Genomic DNA, 19,670 nt, shown 5'->3' with positions numbered 1-19,670 from the left:
GCTACTCTCCTTCAACCCGCATGATGCTGGCGACACCCCGCACGGTGTCGAGGCTGCGCAGCGCCTCGACGGTCCCGGCCAGGGACGCGTCGGACGCACGGTGGGTGACGACGACGAGGGACGCCTCGCCGCCGTCCCGTCGCTCACCACCCTGTTCGATGACCACCGCGTCGCCGCCGCTCTGATTCCTGCCCTGCTGGCGAACCGTATCGATCGAGACGTCGTGCTCGGCGAAGACGGTCGCGACCTGAGCGAGAACACCCGGTTTGTCGGCGACGTCGAGGCTGATGTGGTAGCGCGTGACGACATCGCCCATCGGGGACACCGGCAGGGCGGCGTACGCGGACTCGCCGGGCCCCTTGGCACCGTTGAGCCGGTTGCGGCACACGGCGACCAGATCGCCGAGCACGGCGGAAGCGGTCGGCGCACCCCCGGCACCGGGCCCGTAGAACATCAGCTGACCGGCGGCGTCCGACTCCACGAAGACGGCGTTGTACGCGCCGCGCACCGAGGCGAGCGGGTGGGTCAGCGGAATCATGGCGGGATGCACGCGCGCGGTGACCGAGCCCCCGTCGGCGGCACGCTCGCAGATGGCGAGCAGCTTGATGGTGCAGCCCATCTTCTTGGCGGAGGCGAAGTCGGCGGCGGTCACCTCGGTCATGCCCTCGCGGTAGACGTCGTCGAGGCGCACCCGCGTGTGGAACGCGATCCCGGCGAGGATCGCGGCCTTGGCGGCCGCGTCGAATCCCTCGACATCGGCGGTGGGGTCGGCCTCCGCGTATCCCAGGGCGGTCGCCTCGTCCAGGGCCTCCTGGTAGCCCGCCCCGGTGGAGTCCATCTTGTCGAGGATGAAATTGGTGGTGCCGTTGACGATCCCGAGCACCCGGTTGACCTTGTCACCGGCGAGCGACTCGCGCAGCGGTCGGATCAGCGGGATGGCCCCGGCGACGGCCGCCTCGTAGTAGAGGTCCTCGCCGTTCTCCTCGGCCGCCGCGTGCAGGGCGGCCCCGTCCTGGGCGAGCAGGGCCTTGTTGGCCGACACCACCGACGCGCCGTACTCGAAGGCGGTGGTGATAAGGGTGCGGGCCGGCTCGATACCGCCGATGACCTCGACGACGACGTCGATGTCCCCGCGTTTGACCAGGGCGGTTGCATCGGTGGTGACGAGGCCGGGGTCGATGCCCTCCCGCACCTTGGAAGGCCGCCGTACGGCGACTCCCGCCAGTTCGACGGGGGCTCCGATGCGGGCGGCGAGGTCGGCGGCGTGCGTCGTCATGATGCGCGCCACCTCTGAGCCGACAACCCCACAGCCCAGCAGCGCCACCTTCAGCGGACGCGTACGCATCATCCGACCTCGTTTCCTCATGCGGTCCACGGTTCGACCAGTCTCACTCACCGGACGGTACTTTCTGCCCTTTGTCCGGATCGTGAGACGAGCATTTCATTTTGTCAGCGGTGGAAGACCGCGAGATCTTCCGCCGGGTCCCAGAGGCCCCGAGGGCCGTGCGCACGGTCAGCCGACGTCGAGACGAAGCAGGTCCTCCTCCGTCTCCCGCCGGACGATCACCCGGGCCTCGCCGTCGCTCACGGCGACCACCGGCGGGCGGAGCACGTGGTTGTAGTTGCTGGCCATCGAACGGCAGTAGGCGCCGGTGGCGGGCACGGCGATCAGGTCGCCGGGCGCGAGGTCGGCGGGCAGGAAGGCGTCCCGTACGACGATGTCGCCGCTCTCGCAGTGCTTGCCGACCACACGGACCAGCATGGGCTCGGCGTCGGACGCCCGGGAGACCAGGGAGACGCTGTATTCGGCGTCGTAGAGAGCGGTACGGATGTTGTCGGACATGCCGCCGTCGACCGAGACGTACGTACGCAGGCCCTCCAGCGGCTTGATGGTCCCGACCTCGTACAGCGTGAAGGCGGTCGGCCCGACGATGGCGCGCCCGGGCTCGACGGAGATCCGCGGAGTACGCAGACGGGCGGCCTCACATTCACGCGTGACGATCTCCGTCAGCGCCTTGGCGATCTCGTGCGGCTCACGGGGATCGTCGTCACTGGTGTACGCGATCCCGAGCCCGCCCCCGAGGTCGATCTCGGGAAGCTCGACGCCGTGCTCGTCCCGGATGACCTTGAGGAGCCCCACGACCCGGTGGGCGGCGACCTCGAAACCCGACGTGTCGAAGATCTGCGACCCGATGTGGCTGTGGATGCCGATGAGCTCGAGCCCGTCCAACTGAAGGGCGCGTCGCACGGCCTCGGCGGCCTGCCCGTCGGCGAGCGGGATGCCGAACTTCTGGTCCTCGTGAGCGGTGGCGATGAACTCGTGGGTGTGCGCCTCGACGCCGACGGTGATCCTGATCTGGACGCGCTGCCGCCTGCCGAGGGACTGGGCGATGTGCGCCACCCGCACGATCTCCTGGAAGGAGTCGAGCACGATCCGCCCGACGCCGGCCTCGACGGCCCGGGTGATCTCCTCGACGGACTTGTTGTTGCCGTGGAAGGCGATGCGCTCGGCGGGCATGCCCCCGGCGAGCGCGGTGGTGAGCTCACCACCGGAGCACACGTCGAGGTTCAGCCCCTCCTCGTTCAGCCAGCGCACGACGGCACGGGACAGGAACGCCTTTCCCGCGTAGAAGACATCGGCGTCGTCACCGAAGGCGGTACGCCAGGCCCGGGCGCGGGCCCGGAAGTCGGCCTCGTCCATGAAATAAGCCGGGGTGCCGAACTCCTCGGCGAGCGTCTTCACATCGACACCACCGACGCGGACGACGCCGTCCTGCTCGTCCCGGGTGACGGTCTGGGCCCACACCTTCGGGTCGAGGGAGTTGAGGTCGGTGGGCGGGGCGGAGTAGTGGCCCTCGGGCAGGACGTCGGCGTAGCGGGGCCCGGCGGGATGTGCGGAACGGCTCATGGTGTGATCGGAGCTCTCTCAGAGATAGTCGGGTGCGCTGATGCCGAGCAGGGACAGGCCGCCGGCCAGCACCGTCCCGGCTGCTTCGGCGAGAGCGAGCCGGGCCCGGTGGGCGGCCGAGGGTTTCTCGTCGCCGAGCGGGAGCACGGTGTGCTGAAAGGCGAGCAGGGCATCGGCGACGGCCACGAGATGCCGGGCGAGCCGGTCGGGCGCGCGGTGGGCGGCCGCCTGGGTGAGGGCGTTCGGATACTCCGCGAGGGCACGGACGAGAGGGGCGGCGCTCGGCACGTCCGTCACATCACCGGGTACGGAGGTGAAGCCCAGCCGGGCAGCATTGCGCCCGAGCGCACGGGCGCGCGCGTGGGCGTAACGGACGCGGAAGAGAGGGTTGCTCTCACGCTGCAGCAGATGATCGGCGGTGATCCGAGGCCGGTCGTGGCCGGCGGGATACAGCAGCGCCCAGCGGGCGGCGTCGGGCCCCAGAGGAGCGGGGTCCTCGGGCGCCGGCACGGGCCGCAGATCGACGCTCTCCCCGGGACGAACGTGATCGACCTCGGCACGTCCGCCCTGAGTGGCGATGACACGCACAAGGGTGTCGGCGACGACTTCGGCACGTACTTCGTAGGGGATACGGAGGGGCACGACGGTTTGGGCGAGGGTGGGGGTGTGGCCGTAGGGGGTGGGGGGTGTGTAGTTCGGGGTGGGGGCGGGGGGTGTGCGCCTGGGGGCGGGGTGGCTGTGGCCGGTGGCGGTGGGGCCGTCGGGGCGGCTGGTCCTGTTGAGGCGAATGGGACCGTTGGGGCAGTCAGCGCCGATGGGGCGCGCGCGGCCGAGGATCTCCCCGACGAGGGCGGCGGTGGCGGTGGCCGGTTCGAGGTGGATGTTGAGGAAACCGGGCCCGGTGATCTCGACGTCGGCGACTCCGGCTGCGTCACGGAGCCGAGGACAGAGAATCTCGGCCACCTGCAGGGGCGGGCACCCGGCGGGACGGGCGAGCTGCAGGGCGATGTTGGTGGCGTAGTCGCCACGGCCTCCGGGCCCGGGCGCGGTGACGACGGCACGTTCAGGCACGGCGACGCTGAGTTCCCCGTCGTCCACAGCGCAACGCACCGCGCGCAGCACGGTACGGGAGAGCTCGACGGGGGTCACGGGACAAGGGTATGGGAGGAGGGGGGTGGGTATGCGACCTGGTTTGGGTCGAGCGTCCGGGATGTGGACGAGGGTACTGGGCGGGCTGGGCGGGGCTCGGGGGCTTGCGTGCGCTGCGGTCCTACTCCGGTCTGGATGTCGATGGGGGCGCGGCCGGACGGACTTGAGGCGGCTGAGGCGGTTGAGACCGCTGACAGCCAATGCGGCCGCTGAGGCCAGTGCGGCGATTTGACGCCGCCGGGGCCACCCTTGCCCGCCGGACCTTCGGCCTCTGCCCCTAGCCCCGAAATAGGAAGCTGCTCAGGCTCCTGGGCGCCCCGCGGGATCGGGATGGACGGCGTGCTCGGTGTGCTCGGGGCCGCGCGCACCGCCGAAGGAGCCTGCGACCTCAGCCGCGACCTCGGCACCGGAGTCGACGCGCCCGCGACGCTCCATCAGTTCCTTCACGAGGTCGATAAGTTCGGACGGCTCGAAGGGCTTGGCAAGAAATGCGTCGACGCCCACGTCGAGGCCGCTCTCGACCTCGTACTGAGTGCACGCGCTGATGATGGCGAGGGGGAGGTTCCGAGTGCGCGGATCGGCACGAAGCCGGGCGGCGGTCCGCAGCCCGTCCAGCCGTGGCATGACGACATCCAGGGTGACCACATCGGGCCGCACCTGATGGACGACGTCCAAACACTCGGCACCGTCGGCCGCGGTCACGACCTCGAGACCCTCCAGCTCGAGGTTGACCCTGATCAGCTGCCGGATGACCTTGTTGTCGTCTACAACAAGCACCCGGCCGGACACGCCTGGCACAACTCGAGGGTAGGTGGACACAGGGTGCCGCGTCCGGGTTTTCCCTGACTTCCACCCCGTCCGGGCGAGCCGCGCCCGACACCCGTTCCGCCATTCGGCAGCGTCGGCCAACGGAGCTGGGCTGAGGGCGGCCACGCGCGGTGTTGCCCCCTTGCCCAGGGGAGCCGCGCTCGGCGCACAGCCCGGGAAACCTGTTCATGACGACCCCGAAAGAGCTGGTAGGGTTCTACCCGTCGCCACAGAGAACGGCCGACACGCCCCCGTAGCTCAGGGGATAGAGCAACGGCCTCCGGAGCCGTGTGCGCAGGTTCGAATCCTGCCGGGGGCACCCTGCATAAGGTGCCCAAAGACCCCGTCACCAGCGGAAACGTTGAGGCCGGGGTCTTGTTGCTTATGCAGGCAGACGCCGCCGGAAGCAGGCGTTTGCCAGTGATCACGTCGTAATAGCGTGTTGATCTTGTGAGGCCTCGCAGCAGGTCAGCCGGCGTTTCTCCGGCCTCCGAGAGTGGCCGTGTGGACCGTGCGTGGACAGACCGGAGACCATGAGTGACCGCTGGTTACGGCAACGGCGGCCCGCCCGGCAGGACCTCCTGGAGCCGTACCCCTCAGACTGCGGTAAGCCCGAGGCAGCCGACCAGCTCATTCACGGCGTGGCGATCCTTGTCGGACAGGTTCACACGCAGGCCCAGGGAGATCCCCACGTCGGGGTCGTCGAGCGTCGGGATCATCACGGCGACACCGACGAACGGGGTGGTGTCGGGCAGCAGCATCGCCAGACGTTGCGCCCAGACCTGCGGCGAGCGGATCCAGGCCATGCCCGTGCGGGCAGCGTCGACCAAGAGGATCGTGGGCATGGACTCGGCCTGGCGGGTCTTCTGCGTGTCCTCTAGGACGGCCCGCACCTGGTCCTCGGCGTCCATCAGGTGCGGGCCCGGCTCGTTGCCCCAGAAGTGGTTCGTGACGACGACCCGCGAGCCGCTGGGCAGGTCGACCGCGGGAAGGATGCCGACACGGAGCAGGAGGCGCTTGCGGGCCGACCAGGGCTGCTCCACCTCGAACACTGCGGTTACCAAGTTCCCGCTGTGCACCCGCTGGACGGTCTCTTCGACCACCCTGGCCCGTACGTCGGCCTTGATGATGAGCGGCTGCGAGTCGGGCGTGAGGTGTACGAGGACCGGCGGGTGGATGCCAGCGAGCGCGGCCTCGAGTTCATCGTGCAGGTCCCGCAGACCGTCCAGGCGGCGGGCTTTGACCTCGACGCCGAGATCCATCTCGCGCAGCACCAGGTCCGGTTCGGTGGCGCCGTTGCGCCGACCGAAGTCGAAGAGAACGCCAGCGCGCGCGAGCTTGGCGCCGGCCACGAGCTCGGCTCGCACGATCAGCACATCGTCCAACGTGCGGGCCTTGCGGAAGACGCCGCGCACGCTGTCGAGGCGCTGGGGCTGCGCCTTCTCCAGGGACTCGATGATGTTCTCGAAAGCCTCGCAGAAGATCGAGGCGATGCCGTCCGGTGCCCCGCTGCCGACGGCCTGGTCGACGTAATCGCGCAGCGGGTGATCCTGCCGGGTTTTGTCCATCCACGCCTGCAGGAACGGGAATGACGTACTCACGTGATGTCCTTTTGGAGTTGCGCCGGGCGGAGGTGGTCACGCCTGCGGCACCGACAGCGTACGCGTGTGCGGGATCGGGCCGCACCGGGTTTCCGGGAGCTCCCGACGGACGGCCCTCTGCCCCTCAACGGCCGACCGCCCTCGTTGGCGATTCGGAGCCAGCGAGCTCCCTACAAGGAACCAGCTGACCCAAGTTGGCGCACCTCGGCGTGACGCTCGCCCCGGCGGCCGTCGAGGACACCATCGAGAAGAACATCAGCGCGCACAGCTTCGAGGAGAGCGGCGCCCGCAAGGGCGTGGGGCAGGGGCCGATTCCGCCGGTGGCCGCCCCTGGGCTCACGCTGGTCTTCGCCAGCGTTCCCGAGGCTCGGAGGCAGACCCCCGAGTCCTGCGGACGGCCGAGACCGGAGAACAAGCCCATTTCAAGCCCCGTACCGGATCTGCCGCGTGACACCGGTCACAAAAGGCGGGGGTTCAACAGTGCGTTGAAGTAGTGCGGGTGACGCGCCGTTTCAGGGCACCACCCCGGGCGTGCCGTGCAGATGTAACCGCTCATCCGTCTCCGGTCCTCATGTGTACTCTCAACTTGGACTCTCACTGGTACTGTCAACTGGATCTCTCAACCTGGCTCTCTCATAGCACCCGCTCCAGCGTCTGGGCTATGCTCCCATGATCAGACTGGATTCGAGCGCGTCGGTCTGGTCAAATTTGGCGGCATGAAGCAGATGACGCCGATGACCTCGGATGTGCAGCCGCCGGAGGTCACCGGGCACGAGACGCGGATGGAAATGTTCCACCGCGCCGGGCGCAAGGCCGTGCCCCTGCGCAAGACGTTCATACAGGCGCTGCGCGGCACCGACAGTCGCCACGGCCCCCTCAAGGAGTTCGTCAACAACGGCGATCTCCGCGGGCTCCGGGCGTACCTGATGGTGGTAGGCGCCTGCAGCAAGGCCAACGAGGACGGCTGGACCACCACGCACGACAGCATGGTGTGGGCGCGCCTGTTCGATACGCACATCAACGTGACCGCGCAGTCCGCCCGCACGGCCGCGTGGCGCACCCTCCAGCGGCTCGAGGACCGCGGTCTCCTGATCTGCGACCGGCCGCGGGGCAGCACCCGCATCTCGGTCACCCTCCTGCGGGAGGACGGCCAGGGCGCCCCGTACACCCGGCCCGACGGCACCAAGGCGGAGGACAGGTGGGTCAACCTGCCGATCGCCTTCTGGAAGCGGCAGTTCGACGAGCAGATCGAGGTCCCGGGGCTCGCGATGCTGCTCGCGGTCGCGGCAGGCAAGGCGTGGTCCCGGTTCCCCGCTGAGAGGTCCCCTGAGTGGTACGGGTGGTCGCCCGACACGACGGAGCGCGGGTTGCGGAAGCTGATCGACCTCGGCCTCGCCGACCGGCGCGAGGCGTACGTGAAGGCGCCGCTGTCCCCCAGCGGCCACACGCTGGTCTACGAGTACAACCTCAAGAAGTGGATGCGGCCCGCCCGCGGCAAGAAGCCCGGGAGCACGTCGTGACGTCGAACCCCACCAACTCCCCGGCCATGAAGGTGTTGTCCATCCTCGTGGCGCTGTTGTGCGGGGCCGTGGCTGCCCTGGTGGCCTACATCCTCGCCCGGCACACGTCTCCCGACCTGGGACGGGCTCTGGCCTGGAGCGCTGGATCCTTCATCGCCGTGACGTACCTCGTCTTCAAGATCGAGGACAAGATCGGTCTCTGAACCGTTCCACGTAGGGCCGGGGGGCAGCATGAGGCCCCCGAACCGCAGGATGCCGTTGACGAATTCGTGAATTCGTCAACGGCATCCCAGAGGTGGCCCGGGACCGGTCCCTCGGTCATGTGGCTATGTCAGTCCGTGATGTCGTCCCCCTCCCCTAGGCCCTGCATGATCCGGTCGTTCATCTCTTGCTCCTGGCCGTCGATGCACTTGGCGTAGATCTTCAGGAGGACGTCCACCGAGTGACCGGCGCGAGCGGCGACCTCGGGCGCTGGGACACCGGAGTTGAGCCACTGGGATACGCCCGCATGACGGAGGTCGTATGGCCGGAAGGCAAGCACCGAGGTCACCTGATCGGGGATGAACGCCAGTTCCCGAGCCTGCTTCCACGCTCGGGAGTAGGACGAGGCCGCGATCACGTTGCCCCGCTCGCTGGAGAACAGCCGGCCGTCCTTCGCCGTACCGAACTCCTTCAAGTGGTCGCGGAGCAGCCTCACCAGCGGAGGCGGTATCGGCACGATGCGCACCTCACCCTCGGCCCGCTGCTTCAGGCCGCGTCGATCGTGCGCCTCGCCGGAGTCCGTCCACATCTTCCCCGCAGTGGGACGGGTCTCCGCCAGCTCAATACGGCCCCACCCGGACGCCGGAAGGGTGCAGTCGGAGCGGCGGAGCCCCAATGCCTCCCCCGGCCGCATGGCCGCGTAGTACAGGCATCCGAAGAATGCCCGCAGCCGCCGGCCGCTCGCCCGGTCGTAGCCGCCCACGTACGTGAGCGCGGTCAGCAGCTCCCGAGCCTGCCGGGGATTGACCACCACCCGGCGGTCGACCTCCTGCACTGCACGCTTCCCCCGCTTGCGTCGGACCCGGCTCAGCGGGTTGGACGGCAGGTGTTCGAGCTCGACCGCGTACTCAAGCACGTTGAAGACCACCGCTCGCCGTCGCCGGTACGTCTGGGTCGCCGCAGACTTTCCGTCGAGCCTCCGGCCCAGCGCGTCGATCAGCTCATGTACGCGGGTGATCTCTTGCAGCTCTGCCACCGGAAGCGACGCCTTCTCGATCCACCGCACCGCCGTGGCGATGTCCTCCGGTCGCTCCCGCCCCCTACGGGGTACAGGCAGGACGTACGAGCGCAGCGCCCGCCGCAGTACCTCCGGAGCAGGCCGCCCACGTGCCGGTTTGACCAGGACGGGAACGACCGTCGCGAGCGCATCGGTCATGCTGTCCCGTTGCTTGGCCGACGCCTCCGCCCAGCGCGCATCCACGTACTTCACCGCCATATCGAGGAACGACAAGGCAGCTTTGCCACCACGCAGCGCGTCGGGCACACCGGTGACCGTGTCGAACGGCTCGCCCTTGTCGAGCGCGCGCACCAGATTGGCGCGGAATCGGTCGGCCAGCGTCTTGGTCTTGTAGGACTCGCTGAACGGCTGTCCGTCGACGACCCAGCGCACGAGGTAGGTCGGTTTCTTGGTCGTCTTGTTGACCGAGATCTTCCAGACGGAGACCTTGTACGACTTCACGACGCCGCCCCCTCCGCGCGGTCCTCCAACCAGTCGTTGAGCACGTCCCGCCGAACCCGGAGCTCCCCGTTGGGCAGCCGGATGCAGGGCGGAGCGATCCGCAGTTCCCGCCAGCGGTAGAAGGTGCGTCGGGAGATGCCGCCCAGTTCGTCGAGCACCTCGCGCACAGTGAGCAGCTCAGCCTTCCCACGGCTGTCACGCGCCATGACGACCACCGTCCTCCCGCACCGAGGCGGCCAGGAGCGCCGCTTCCGGCGAGTAGCCGCGACCCGCGTAACGCCACTGGCCGACAACGACGGTCGGGACGCGAACTAGGCCAAGGGATGCTTCCTGCTCCTCCGCGCGATGGTCGGCACGGGCCTGCCGGAGGGCGGTCAACGTGGTCGAGTAGCGACGCGACTTGGTGGAGAAGTGACCACCGTATCCGAGCATGTGGGCCCAACGGCGCAGCCCGAGCGGTGCGAACTCCGGCAGGCCGCCGAGCCACCAGCACGTACCGATCATGCGCAGCACGTGCGCCCGCACGGGCAGCATGACCATGTCCCGCGCGTGGTAGATCCGGCCGTCCACTGCGCCGGCGGACTCCGCGCCCTTCGTGGCGTACTTGGCGATGTAGCCCGCCACGGCCGCAGCGGAGGCGGGCCGTTCCCCCGCGTCCCGGTCGTACGAGGTGACCGGTCGAACGTCGATCTGCGTGCCGAAGTGCAGCTCCCGCGGGCCGACGACGTGCGCGCCCGGAGCCGCCAGCCGCACCCGACCGGCCACCGCCTGGACGGCGTCCATCAGGAGAGGCACGGTCGCCCACCCCGGCGGGGGCGCGTCGGGTCCGTCCGGTCCGTCCAGGCGAATCACGCCGTGGAAGTGGACCAAGCCGCGCCGCTGGTACTCGGCGACCTTCGCGTACGAGAGCCGGGCGACCTCCCCGAACTCCCTACGCGACAGCCCGGCACGCCGTGCAACCTCCCGCCGCAGCTCCAGCCCGAACCGGTGCCAGAGCCGACCGGCAAACGCGTGCCAGAGGACGGCACCCGCGTAGTCGTAGCAGCGCGGGCAGAGCGGTTCACCGAGGCGGGGATCATCCGTCACGTGGCGCTCATGGCATCCGGCCGGCCACCCGTGGGGGCAGCACTGCCCCGACCGGCGGGGACGGCAGGCCCGTACGCGCCGGTCGTGTTCGCGGCGGGTGTGAACCGGGCCGAAACTGGGAGCGGTGAGCGTGGCGAACACGCGCGGGTGTCCGCTCACCGCCTCCGTGACGTTCTTACCTCCGACGAGTCCGGCCCGGACGAGTTGGTACGTGTCCGCCCGGTACAGACCCGAGCAGGCCGGACAGACCGTCGCACGCCGATTGCCGCACGCGACGAGCAGGCGACCGCCGTAGGCGTCCGACCCGTAGGAGAGCAGGGCGGCGCCTGTGGTCGTGTCGTAGACGGTCGCCGCGCCGACCAGGTGAATCGGGTTGGTGCAGCCACCGAGGCGGACGATGTTCCGGCGCCAGGCCGCGAAATCCGCCTCCGATGCCCTGGCGACCAGGGCGGCAGCGCCCTTCGAAAGAGTCGTGGTCATCGGCGACCACCCCCGCCGCCGAACGCGTGCCCCATCACGGCCGAAATGCCCTCCGGCCGAGTCTTGGCACTGAAGCGGAGTGCCGGGTCCGTGAGCCAGAGCGCCGCAGCGTGCGCGGGGCACAGACGCCGCTCGGTGTCGTCGAGCCCGACGAGGACGACCTGTTCCCGTCCGGCGCAGGTCGAGACCTCCGAGTCGTGCTGCCGGAGCTCGCAGTCGGGCAGCTGAGATTTGCGCGAATGATGCGCGGTGGACAAAGTGTGAGTGCTCCTTTCACTGCTCATGTGGCGGATGGAGTGGGTTCCTGACGGGGTCGGGTTTGGCGACTTCGCGCCCCGTCGGGAGCCCGACGTACGGGCGATCACTGCCGCTCCTCAGGCGGAATCGCGGCGACGACGTACGCGATCGGTCCGAAGTCGCGGCGCGCGTTGAAGTAGCCCTGGCCGATGTCCTCCGCCGGCACGCCGAGTGGAGCGGCGACGGACTCCACTCCCTCTCGGCGACTGGCGGAGTCGGATGCGTCGACCAGGACGGCGACGGATGCATGGCGCGGCACCACGACCGCGGGGTTGGCTGTCAGGAAGCCGACCAGCTCCCGCAGACCGGCCAGGAACGCGGCGCGGTCACCAGAGCGGATGACGTACTCGGACACGGGATGTCCCCTTCTCGGATCAGCGGGTCGGTTCAGAAGCGGAGTTGGCCGAGGAAGCCGTTCACGCCGTCGAGGAACGCCTGAGCGAACGGCGCTGCCACGGTCTTGGAAAGCAGGAAGCCGAAGGCTCCGCAGAGCAGCGCGTCGACCCACCGCAGGTACCGGATGCGCAGAAGGAACCAGATCAGCAGGCCCAGCAGCAGGACGGCGGACATGGACACCAGCACGGCAGGCCCCTTTCACGGCGCTTCGACGTGTAGTTCGGACAGGACGGGAGTCAGGTGCGCGTACTCGGCGGCGACGGCTTCCGCGTCTGCCTCCGTGATCAGGTGCGACCGGGCGCGTTCCCAGCCGTCGCCGGAGGCGAGGACGGCCGTACCGGCCTGTTCCGGGGTGATGGCCTGTGCCGCCTTGAGCGCGTCGGGGTTGAGATCGCCGAGCGCCATCTCGGCCGTACCGGGGTCGGCCACGCGATGGCAGACCCGGCCGCCGAGCTGTGCCCGCAGCGCGGTGACACCGGGCCCCAGGTCGGAGCCGACACGCTGGCCAGCGACGACAAGGAACACACCGAGGGCTGCACCGAGTTGGGCCAGCCGGATCAGCGCGGTCGCGGCCGCCTGAGCTTCGTCCTTCTCGTTCCGGCTCGCCACAAGGAACAACTCCGCGAGCTCATCGACGATCACGACGACGGGTACGGGGCGTTCCTTGTCCGGCAGACCCCAGATGTTGCGGACGCGAGCCGCCCGGCAGACGGTCATGCGATCGAGGGTCAGGTCGACGAGCGCGGCCAGCAGCCGGACCGCCTGTTCACGGTTGGTCGCAAGGGCGGACAACCGCGGCTCGTAGAGGGACAGCTCCATCCCGCCCTTGCAGTCAATGCCGACGAGGGCGACTGGTTGCGGAGCCAGACCCGCGACAAGAGCATTGATCAGCGTGGACTTGCCGGAACGGGTGGCACCCACGATCAACCAGTGCGGAACGCGCCGCAGGTCGACCACCCACGCAGCCCCGGTCTCCAGCGCGCCCACGGTCACCCGAAGCAGATGGCCAGGGCCACGCTGCCTCGGGATCCGAGGAGCGGCCAACGGGTCAGCCGCCGAGGAGACGATCCGTACGACCCCCGGCTTCCAGGAGGTCACCCGCACCGCGTGAACCTGCCAGTCCTCCGCCATGGCAGGCGCAGCCTTGACGAAGTCCTCCGGCACCTGCCCCGGCAACAGCCGCACCAGCAGCACGAAGCCGCCCGAGGTCGGGCGTATGAGACCGCGACGAGGGACGCGCGGCTGCGGTGGAGGCGCCCCGTTGCCGACGAGCCCGGACACAACCGTCAGCGCCGGCCGCCGACTCACGGCGAGGCCACACCCGGCCATCAGGGGCCGCCACGTCTGCATGACCCGGAAGGCGGCAACCGGGAAGCCGAGTAAGAACCACCAGGCGACGGGATACCGGCGGCGCAGGGCCGGGCCTGCCAGAAGCAGACCCGACACCAGCACTGCGGCCACCAGCAGAGTCCAACTCGGCCCGGTCACACCAGCCGAAGTAGTGGAGGCCAGGTTGATCACTGCCCGGCCCCCTTGCCCGCCGACGCGGGAGCGCTCAGGGGCCGGATCTCCGCCGCACGGAACGCGATCCCGTGCCGCCCCTCGTTCTCCCACGGTGTGGCGACCAGGTCGCGCACGGCGACCGGCATGCCGAGCTGCACGCCGGTCGGTTCACCGGCAACGCTCACGGTCACGACGTCTGCCGAAGCGCCGGCCATCAAGCAGAGGCCGACTTGGTACATCGTCTTGCCGGTCTCGCGGTCGACGCGAAGCTGACCGGTCTCTCGGTTCGCGACCCGCGGAGCCGGGGGCACGGCGCAGATGATCCCCGTGAACTTCGCGGTGTCGATCGGAAGGCTTGCCACTGTTCGTCTCTCCTCATCTCTGGCACCCGAAGGCCGATCCTCCGGGTTGCTAGACCACCCGTAGTACGGGTGCGCGCCAGATCAGAGTGGCGACCCGTAGTACGGGTTGTCAACCGGCTAGCGATACGAGAAGCTGTCCACGATCGTCGGCAAGCCGTCTACGACGCAGAAACAGCCGCAGAAGCCACGGCCACGGAGGGCCCCCATGCCACCGAAGGACACGCAGCCGAAGTACCGGCAGATCGCCGACTACCTGCGCGATGGCATCTTGGACGGCACCTTCCCGGCCGGCCAACCGCTCCCGTCCGAGGAGGCGTTGGCCAAGCAGTTCGGCGTGACGCGTCCCACAGTCCGTCAGGGCCTTGCCGAGCTAAGGGCATCCGGTCTCGTCGAGGCCATCATGGGCCGCGGCACCTTTGCCCGCTCCCCCCACAGCCGCCCCGGCCTCACGCGCCCGCGCGGCGTACGCCGGGCCTCGGACGGCCGCTACGTCGAGGCCGACGGCATCCGCTGGACCGACGCCGAGCCGCCCGTAGCCACCCGCACCGACGCGCCTCTGGCCCTGGCCGACCTACTCCGCATCCCGCCAGGCGAGCCGATGTACACGTACGACGCCCTCCAGACAGCAGACAACGGCCGACTCCGCCAACTCCACCGCACGTACGTACCGTTCTCGGTCCTCATCGACACCAAGTACGAGGAAGAAGCACCACCGCCGGCACCCGAGCTCTACACGGCCCTGGCCGACCTAGGCCACGAACTCCACTTCACCGAATACGTCCGCACCCGCATGCCCCTACCGGACCAGGCCCAAGCCCTCCGACTCGCAGACGGGGTGCCACTCCTACACGTCCTTCGCGTGACACTCGCGGAGGCAGACAAGCCCTTGGCCCTGGAGGAGTTCCACCTACCGGGCGACGAGTTGGAGCTGTCGTTCAGGCTGTAGCCGAACCTCGGTTGGCTCAGAATTTCTTCACGTAATCAAGGCACCCGCCGCGCACAGCGCGGCGCGTGCGGCCCGCGTCCGGGCCGCCGCTCCTGTCTGCGCCCCGCTCCGGCCCGGCCGCACGCCTGATAGCTCGGGTTGATGGGGGGTGAACCCCTCTGTGGCTGGGGCGGTCGGCTCCACGGCTTTAGCCACCTCCCCGGTCAGGGACCCGCGTCGAGCAGGACCAGGGGGCCACTCGATCACATTGCGGTCACGCTCAAGAGCTGACCGAGTTGCCAACCAGCGTACGGCCCCCTGATCATGCTCGACCCCAGCCCGGGCAGGCCACCGGCCAAACTCGCTCCACCGACCTCACTCGGCCTCGTAGACGATCGAGCGTCCCGTGACGTCTTCGATGAGATCGACTAGAAGGCTTAGTCGCTCCCTCAAGAACATTTCATACGAACGCTTCATCAAGCCGCCTTCTTCACTGGCCTCGATGAGATGCGACTCCACTACTTCGGCGAACTTCTTCTGTGAAGCCGATTCCTGTCCCTCGACGTAATCTGCCAGGTGTCGCTCGCGAACCGCCCTCTTAGTGTCTTTGTCGACCAGGACACGATTCAAGATTAGATCTGGGTCGCGAAGCTGTTCGTCTTCGAAGGAAGACGCGGCAATCACGCTCCTCGGGAAGACCCGAATGTTGTCAAAGCTCGTGGATCCGATACTTGAGATGGCCTGGGCGGATGCGAAATCTTTCGCTCCAGACCGGATCAACAAAGTCATGACTCCACGGAACAGGGCCTTACGGTTAGCGCGTGCAAGCAGGAGATCGGAGTCCACGAGATTGAAGTGCTCGACTGCTTCCGGGAACCGCGCGGATCCTTCAGAGAAGAGCCATTCGCGAAGCGCCCGGAAGTCGGCCCCTGCTTGGCTGTTTGCGCCTTGGTCGTAGTTCTCGGAGAAGATTGAACACCAATAGAAATGGCCTACCTTTTCCATGGCCTCAATCCTGGCCTTTGGGCGCAAGTTAGCGATCTCGGAAAAGATTGCAGCCATAGGGACCAAAATCATGCTGTAGGGCAGCCAGGTAATTGACACCGCACCACACTGGCTCTTCAGGTAGTCAAGAGTGTCCGACATTCCCGAGACTGCCGCGTCCCAATGCTTGAGGACGTCCTGAGATGTCATCCTATTCAGCACGTCGGCTCGCTGCGCTGTTCCGCGAGCCCGCAAGGAAACTGCCTGGAGAAGGCTATATGCGTCGACCCCGAATTCGCTGATCAAGGGGTACCGACTCAGGGCCGCTTCCCAAAGGTCGCGCATGTGAACGCCTTCGGGGTAAAACTTGGCTGTGAGGAGGTCAAACGGAGTGAGCTCTTTTCCTGACCGATTCAGCGTCTCGAAGATGTTGCAGACCGCTACGAGCGGGGTGCTAGCAGGCAGGTCGACAACCGGAAATGCGTACGATTCCAGCGGCTGAAGGTAACTATCGCGAAATTGGTTGAGAAGCTCCTCTAGCTCATCTGCCGCGTCGCGATCAGATTCTACATGTCGGGCGAGTTTCTTAAACCAGGGACGCAGTCTGTCGTATTGGGAAACAGGGAACGTGGCGTTGTTGAGCTGCCACTCTTCGTCATTCGGATTGAAGCGTGAGCGAGGAGAGCGGGAGTCATGGGCGAAAATGGCGTCATCCAGCTCCACCTCGTCGAGCGATCGAAGCTTGCCGCTACCTCGATCGATGAAGGGCCAGACGCGAATAAAGAACGTGTGGTCGCCTGTCCCAGTCAGCGCCTGATACATGGAAGTAAGACGCTGCTGGCCGTCAAGAACGAGCCGATTCGGACGGCGGCCCGCTTCAGAGACACCATCGAAATACCTGTACCCAAAGCTCATTTGGTCGTTTTGTGTCCAAGTAAGCAGGGTCCCTGCCGGGTAGCGGGAAATGATCGATTTGAGGAGTTCAATCGTGCGCCTAGGTTCCCAAACGAAGCTCCTCTGGAAGTCGGGCAGCGCAATAGCGCCCTTCTTGATCGCAACGACGAGGGATCCCGTTGACTCGGGCAGCGCCTTGAATACGGGATCTTCCTTGAACATGGACGACATTATGCCCTAGCCTTTCTTTGCCTCGTCGAGTGCGGAGATGAGTGAACTTCTCAGATCGGCCACACTCTGGAATCGGTCTTCAGGTTCTTCCGCCACGCAGCGAAGCACCGTCGACTTGAATGCGGGAGGAATTTCGCTAAGTCGATTACCCCCCGGGGGTGGCGTGCTCCAAGTGAGGCAATGTACGAGGATCTTCCCGATGGCGAAAATGTCGGCCGCAGGGCCCACGGTGTGCGCATCGTCGTACTGTTCAGGGGCGGCGTACAGTAGTGTCCCTATCAGCCGCTCGGCTTGCGTGATCCGCAGGCTTTCAGAGTTTAAGTTCCGGCAGAAACCGAAATCGGAAACCATCCACTCGTTCTCGACGAGAAGGATGTTGTTTGGTTTTAGGTCCCGGTGGATTACTCCCTCGTCATGGGCGTGTTCCATGCCGTCAAGGATTTTGTGTACGACTTTCAGGGACCAGGCCATGTCACGTTTGCCGGACTGCAGGAAGTCCTGCAAGGAAGCTTTCGCGAGTGGCATAGCGTACCAAGGTCTCGGCCGGCCCGATGAATCCAACACGGGCATAATATTTTCGTGGCTTAGTCGGCTCTGCTCTTTCACCTCGCGCAGGAAGCGGGTTCTTTCCCGGTCGGACTCGACCGGACTAGACTTTTTCGTGCCCGGCGGAGTTAGGGTCTTCAACGCGACTTCCTGCCCAGTGTCCAGATTAATTGCACGATGGACGACTGCCTGCCCGCCGACGGCAATACGTGCGAGCTTCCTGTATTTGGCCATCCCACCCCTCGCCCCTAGATCGAAGAAGTCTAGCCCCGCGTTCACCTCCAACGGGCAGGTCGGCGTGCAGCTCGCTCGGCCGGAGCTGGGCCGTCCCTGGGCCGTGCGAGGGAGCTCAGAGGTGACCAGTGGCGACCAAGGTGACAGGCCAGCTACAGGGCGATGCGGGAATCAGCAGGTCAGGGGCCCTGTCACCTACTGGTTTCCGCGTGGGGGTGGCGGTCAGGCAAGATGGGGCGTTTCCCGCTGCGACGGCAGATGAAGGTGCTCGTGGTGGTGCTAGGTGAGGTATCGGTCCCCTCGGCACAGTTCTGCGGAGCCCCACTCGATGCGCCTGTCACCCAAGCCTGCAGCGGACACCTATGGACGTCTCTGCAGGTTCCCGACATGATGGTTAGTCGCTCCTTCAACAACGCGATGCGTAGGCAGGATGCGCCCATGCTCGTCCCCTCACCTCAGGTTCACCTTGCGCACAGAAGCACCATGACCAGCCACGAGGGGATACCTTCATCATTCAACCGTCTTGGACCGGAAGGGCAGGACCAAGTACCACATGGCGTATGATCTCGCGCCTCCCGAGCCAGTTGGGATGGTGGCCTCCCTGAGTTCGCTGGGCTACTCACTGCCGGACGCCGTCGCGGACTTGGTGGACAACAGCGTCTCGGCTAAGGCGGGGACGATCGATGTGGAGTTCACGTGGGACGGGCGCTCCTCGTGGGTCGCCGTGGTCGACGATGGTCATGGCATGTCGGAGGAGGCCTTGGTTACCGCGATGACCGTCGCGGCGCGCTGGTCAGCGACGGACCGCACGTCCACGGATCTGGGCCGGTACGGAGTGGGGCTGAAGTCGGCTTCCTTCTCCCAGTGCCGTCTGCTGACGGTCTGCACCGCGGAGGACGACGGCCCTTGGCGCTCGCGGACATGGGACTTGGACGTGGTCGAACAGACCGGTGAGTGGCGGTTGCTCCGCCGGCCGCCGGCCGAGGCCGAGAGGGCCTTGGCGCGGCTCACCGCCGGACGGTCCGTCGGCACAGTAGTTCTGTGGCACCGGCTCGCCGGGTACCGGGAGATCACCGCGGCCGACCGCAGGACCCAGCAGCAGTTCTACGACGAGGCCGAGAAGGTCCGCAGCCACCTCGGTCTCGTCTTCGCCCGGTTCCTCACTGGCTCGGCCGCGTTGACGTTGCGGGTCACGGGCCTGGCCGTCGAGCCGTGGGACCCGTTCCTGTCCAGCCACCCGTCGGTGCTGCACCACCCGGTGGAGAACCTGCCGCTCGAAGGGCACAAGGTCAGGGTCGAGCCGTACATCCTGCCCGGGCTGCAGCGGCTGACCCGTGTCGAGGCGGAACGTGCCGGAGGACCCAAGGGGTGGCTGCGGCAGCAGGGTTTCTACGTGTACCGCCGGAACCGTCTGATCCTCGCAGGGAGTTGGCTGGGCATACGCGGACTCCGGCGCGAGGAGAAGTACAACCTGGCCCGCATCGCCGTCGACATTCCGGCGGAGACCGACGCACAGTGGCAGGTCGACGTCCGGAAGGCGACAGTGGTGCCGCCGGTCGCACTGCGCCAGCATCTCCAGCGTATAGCGCGCACGGTCCGGTCCGCCGCAGCCGAGACCGTCCGCAACCGGGGTCAGATAGCGGCACGGCAGCGCGCCGAGAATCTGTCATTCGCCTGGAACGTACGGCGGGACGAGAACATGGTCCACTGCCGGATCAACCGGAAGCACCCCATGGTCGAGGCGGTACTACGGGAGGGGGGCGGCGATCCGGCGAACGTCCGGGCGCTGCTGCGACTGTTGGAGGAGACCGTACCCGTGCCGGCGCTGCGTGTGCTGCACGAGACCGACACAGCAGACGATCCTGAGCCCTTCGGTGGTCCGGGGAAGGCCACCGAGGAGGCGATCAAAGTGGCCCAGCGCATGTTCGATGTACTCGTCGCCCAGGGCCGCTCTCCGGATGAGGCACGACAGGTCATCCGCACAACGCAACCATTCGACCAACTAGATGGATTCTGGAACAAGTGAC

At 67.4% G+C, this 19,670-nt stretch carries 19 protein-coding genes and 1 tRNA gene; 6 read left to right on the top strand and 14 right to left on the bottom strand.

Going from position 1 to position 19,670, the window contains the following annotated elements:
• Position 1: 1 nt before the first annotated feature.
• The 4 genes from ACWDA7_RS12425 to ACWDA7_RS12410 form a co-directional block, all read right to left on the bottom strand.
• Positions 2 to 1,348 carry a homoserine dehydrogenase gene (locus ACWDA7_RS12425; protein ID WP_450604072.1) on the bottom strand — a complete coding sequence of 449 codons (1,347 nt, stop codon included), beginning with the start codon at positions 1,346 to 1,348 and terminating at the stop codon, positions 2 to 4.
• A gap of 165 nt (positions 1,349 to 1,513) precedes the next feature.
• Positions 1,514 to 2,908 (bottom strand): diaminopimelate decarboxylase, encoded by a 1,395-nt coding sequence (gene lysA / locus ACWDA7_RS12420; RefSeq protein WP_450604071.1) that lies wholly within the window; start codon positions 2,906 to 2,908, stop codon positions 1,514 to 1,516.
• An 18-nt stretch (positions 2,909 to 2,926) separates the two neighbouring features.
• A complete protein-coding gene (nrtL, locus tag ACWDA7_RS12415) occupies positions 2,927 to 4,057 on the bottom strand; it encodes an ArgS-related anticodon-binding protein NrtL (protein WP_450604070.1) in 1,131 nt (376 codons plus the stop codon).
• A 300-nt stretch (positions 4,058 to 4,357) separates the two neighbouring features.
• A complete protein-coding gene (locus ACWDA7_RS12410) occupies positions 4,358 to 4,855 on the bottom strand; it encodes a response regulator (RefSeq protein WP_450604069.1) in 498 nt (165 codons plus the stop codon).
• A 256-nt stretch (positions 4,856 to 5,111) separates the two neighbouring features.
• Between ACWDA7_RS12410 and ACWDA7_RS12405 the strand changes: the two genes are divergently transcribed.
• Positions 5,112 to 5,183: transfer RNA gene (locus ACWDA7_RS12405), tRNA-Arg, on the top strand.
• A gap of 277 nt (positions 5,184 to 5,460) precedes the next feature.
• Here ACWDA7_RS12405 and ACWDA7_RS12400 read toward each other — a convergent pair.
• A complete protein-coding gene (locus tag ACWDA7_RS12400; protein ID WP_450604068.1) occupies positions 5,461 to 6,465 on the bottom strand; it encodes a hypothetical protein in 1,005 nt (334 codons plus the stop codon).
• Positions 6,466 to 6,659: 194 nt separating this feature from the next.
• On the opposite strand from ACWDA7_RS12400, the gene ACWDA7_RS12395 reads away from it, so the two are divergent.
• From ACWDA7_RS12395 to ACWDA7_RS12385, 3 genes are all read left to right on the top strand, one after another.
• Positions 6,660 to 6,959, top strand: coding sequence for a hypothetical protein (locus tag ACWDA7_RS12395; RefSeq protein ID WP_450604067.1), 300 nt, complete (start codon positions 6,660 to 6,662; stop codon positions 6,957 to 6,959).
• A 222-nt stretch (positions 6,960 to 7,181) separates the two neighbouring features.
• Positions 7,182 to 7,985, top strand: coding sequence for a hypothetical protein (locus ACWDA7_RS12390; RefSeq protein WP_450604066.1), 804 nt, complete (start codon positions 7,182 to 7,184; stop codon positions 7,983 to 7,985).
• Positions 7,982 to 8,188, top strand: a complete 207-nt coding sequence (locus ACWDA7_RS12385) for a hypothetical protein (RefSeq protein ID WP_450604065.1) — start codon at positions 7,982 to 7,984, stop codon at positions 8,186 to 8,188. The genes ACWDA7_RS12390 and ACWDA7_RS12385 overlap by 4 nt, the downstream gene beginning before the upstream one ends.
• 128 nt (positions 8,189 to 8,316) lie before the next feature.
• On the opposite strand, the gene ACWDA7_RS12380 is transcribed toward ACWDA7_RS12385, so the two are convergent.
• The 7 genes from ACWDA7_RS12380 to ACWDA7_RS12350 all read right to left on the bottom strand — a co-directional run bounded on the left by ACWDA7_RS12380 (position 8,317) and on the right by ACWDA7_RS12350 (position 13,829).
• A complete protein-coding gene (locus tag ACWDA7_RS12380; RefSeq protein ID WP_450604064.1) occupies positions 8,317 to 9,705 on the bottom strand; it encodes a tyrosine-type recombinase/integrase in 1,389 nt (462 codons plus the stop codon).
• Entirely contained in the window at positions 9,702 to 9,911 is a 210-nt protein-coding gene (locus ACWDA7_RS12375) for a helix-turn-helix transcriptional regulator (protein WP_450604063.1), read from the bottom strand. Before ACWDA7_RS12375 ends, ACWDA7_RS12380 begins: the two co-directional genes overlap by 4 nt.
• Positions 9,901 to 11,271 (bottom strand): replication initiator, encoded by a 1,371-nt coding sequence (locus tag ACWDA7_RS12370; RefSeq protein WP_450604062.1) that lies wholly within the window; start codon positions 11,269 to 11,271, stop codon positions 9,901 to 9,903. The genes ACWDA7_RS12375 and ACWDA7_RS12370 overlap by 11 nt, the downstream gene beginning before the upstream one ends.
• A 361-nt stretch (positions 11,272 to 11,632) precedes the next feature.
• Positions 11,633 to 11,923 (bottom strand): hypothetical protein, encoded by a 291-nt coding sequence (locus ACWDA7_RS12365; protein WP_450604061.1) that lies wholly within the window; start codon positions 11,921 to 11,923, stop codon positions 11,633 to 11,635.
• 32 nt (positions 11,924 to 11,955) lie between these two features.
• Positions 11,956 to 12,150 carry a hypothetical protein gene (locus ACWDA7_RS12360; RefSeq protein ID WP_062234062.1) on the bottom strand — a complete coding sequence of 65 codons (195 nt, stop codon included), beginning with the start codon at positions 12,148 to 12,150 and terminating at the stop codon, positions 11,956 to 11,958.
• A 12-nt stretch (positions 12,151 to 12,162) separates the two neighbouring features.
• Positions 12,163 to 13,272 (bottom strand): FtsK/SpoIIIE domain-containing protein, encoded by a 1,110-nt coding sequence (locus ACWDA7_RS12355; protein ID WP_450604117.1) that lies wholly within the window; start codon positions 13,270 to 13,272, stop codon positions 12,163 to 12,165.
• Between the two features lie 209 nt (positions 13,273 to 13,481).
• On the bottom strand, positions 13,482 to 13,829 hold the full coding sequence (locus ACWDA7_RS12350) for an SCO3933 family regulatory protein (RefSeq protein WP_360994911.1): 348 nt from the start codon (positions 13,827 to 13,829) through the stop codon (positions 13,482 to 13,484).
• A gap of 205 nt (positions 13,830 to 14,034) precedes the next feature.
• Between ACWDA7_RS12350 and ACWDA7_RS12345 the strand changes: the two genes are divergently transcribed.
• Positions 14,035 to 14,775 carry a GntR family transcriptional regulator gene (locus ACWDA7_RS12345; RefSeq protein WP_450604060.1) on the top strand — a complete coding sequence of 247 codons (741 nt, stop codon included), beginning with the start codon at positions 14,035 to 14,037 and terminating at the stop codon, positions 14,773 to 14,775.
• A gap of 354 nt (positions 14,776 to 15,129) precedes the next feature.
• Here the strand turns inward: ACWDA7_RS12345 and ACWDA7_RS12340 are convergent, their stop codons facing one another.
• Together ACWDA7_RS12340 and ACWDA7_RS12335 are read right to left on the bottom strand one after the other, a co-directional pair.
• The gene (locus ACWDA7_RS12340; RefSeq protein ID WP_450604059.1) at positions 15,130 to 16,854 is read right to left on the bottom strand and encodes a GmrSD restriction endonuclease domain-containing protein; all 1,725 of its coding nucleotides are present in this window, start codon (positions 16,852 to 16,854) and stop codon (positions 15,130 to 15,132) included.
• A 15-nt stretch (positions 16,855 to 16,869) separates the two neighbouring features.
• The gene (locus ACWDA7_RS12335; RefSeq protein ID WP_450604058.1) at positions 16,870 to 17,643 is read right to left on the bottom strand and encodes a serine/threonine-protein kinase; all 774 of its coding nucleotides are present in this window, start codon (positions 17,641 to 17,643) and stop codon (positions 16,870 to 16,872) included.
• 553 nt (positions 17,644 to 18,196) lie between these two features.
• Here ACWDA7_RS12335 and ACWDA7_RS12330 point away from each other — a divergent pair.
• The gene (locus ACWDA7_RS12330) at positions 18,197 to 19,669 is read left to right on the top strand and encodes an ATP-binding protein (RefSeq protein ID WP_450604057.1); all 1,473 of its coding nucleotides are present in this window, start codon (positions 18,197 to 18,199) and stop codon (positions 19,667 to 19,669) included.
• Position 19,670: the final 1 nt, after the last annotated feature.

It is taken from the genome of Streptomyces sp. NPDC001156 (genome assembly GCF_053598275.1).
This window is presented reverse-complemented; position numbering and strand designations above follow the sequence as displayed.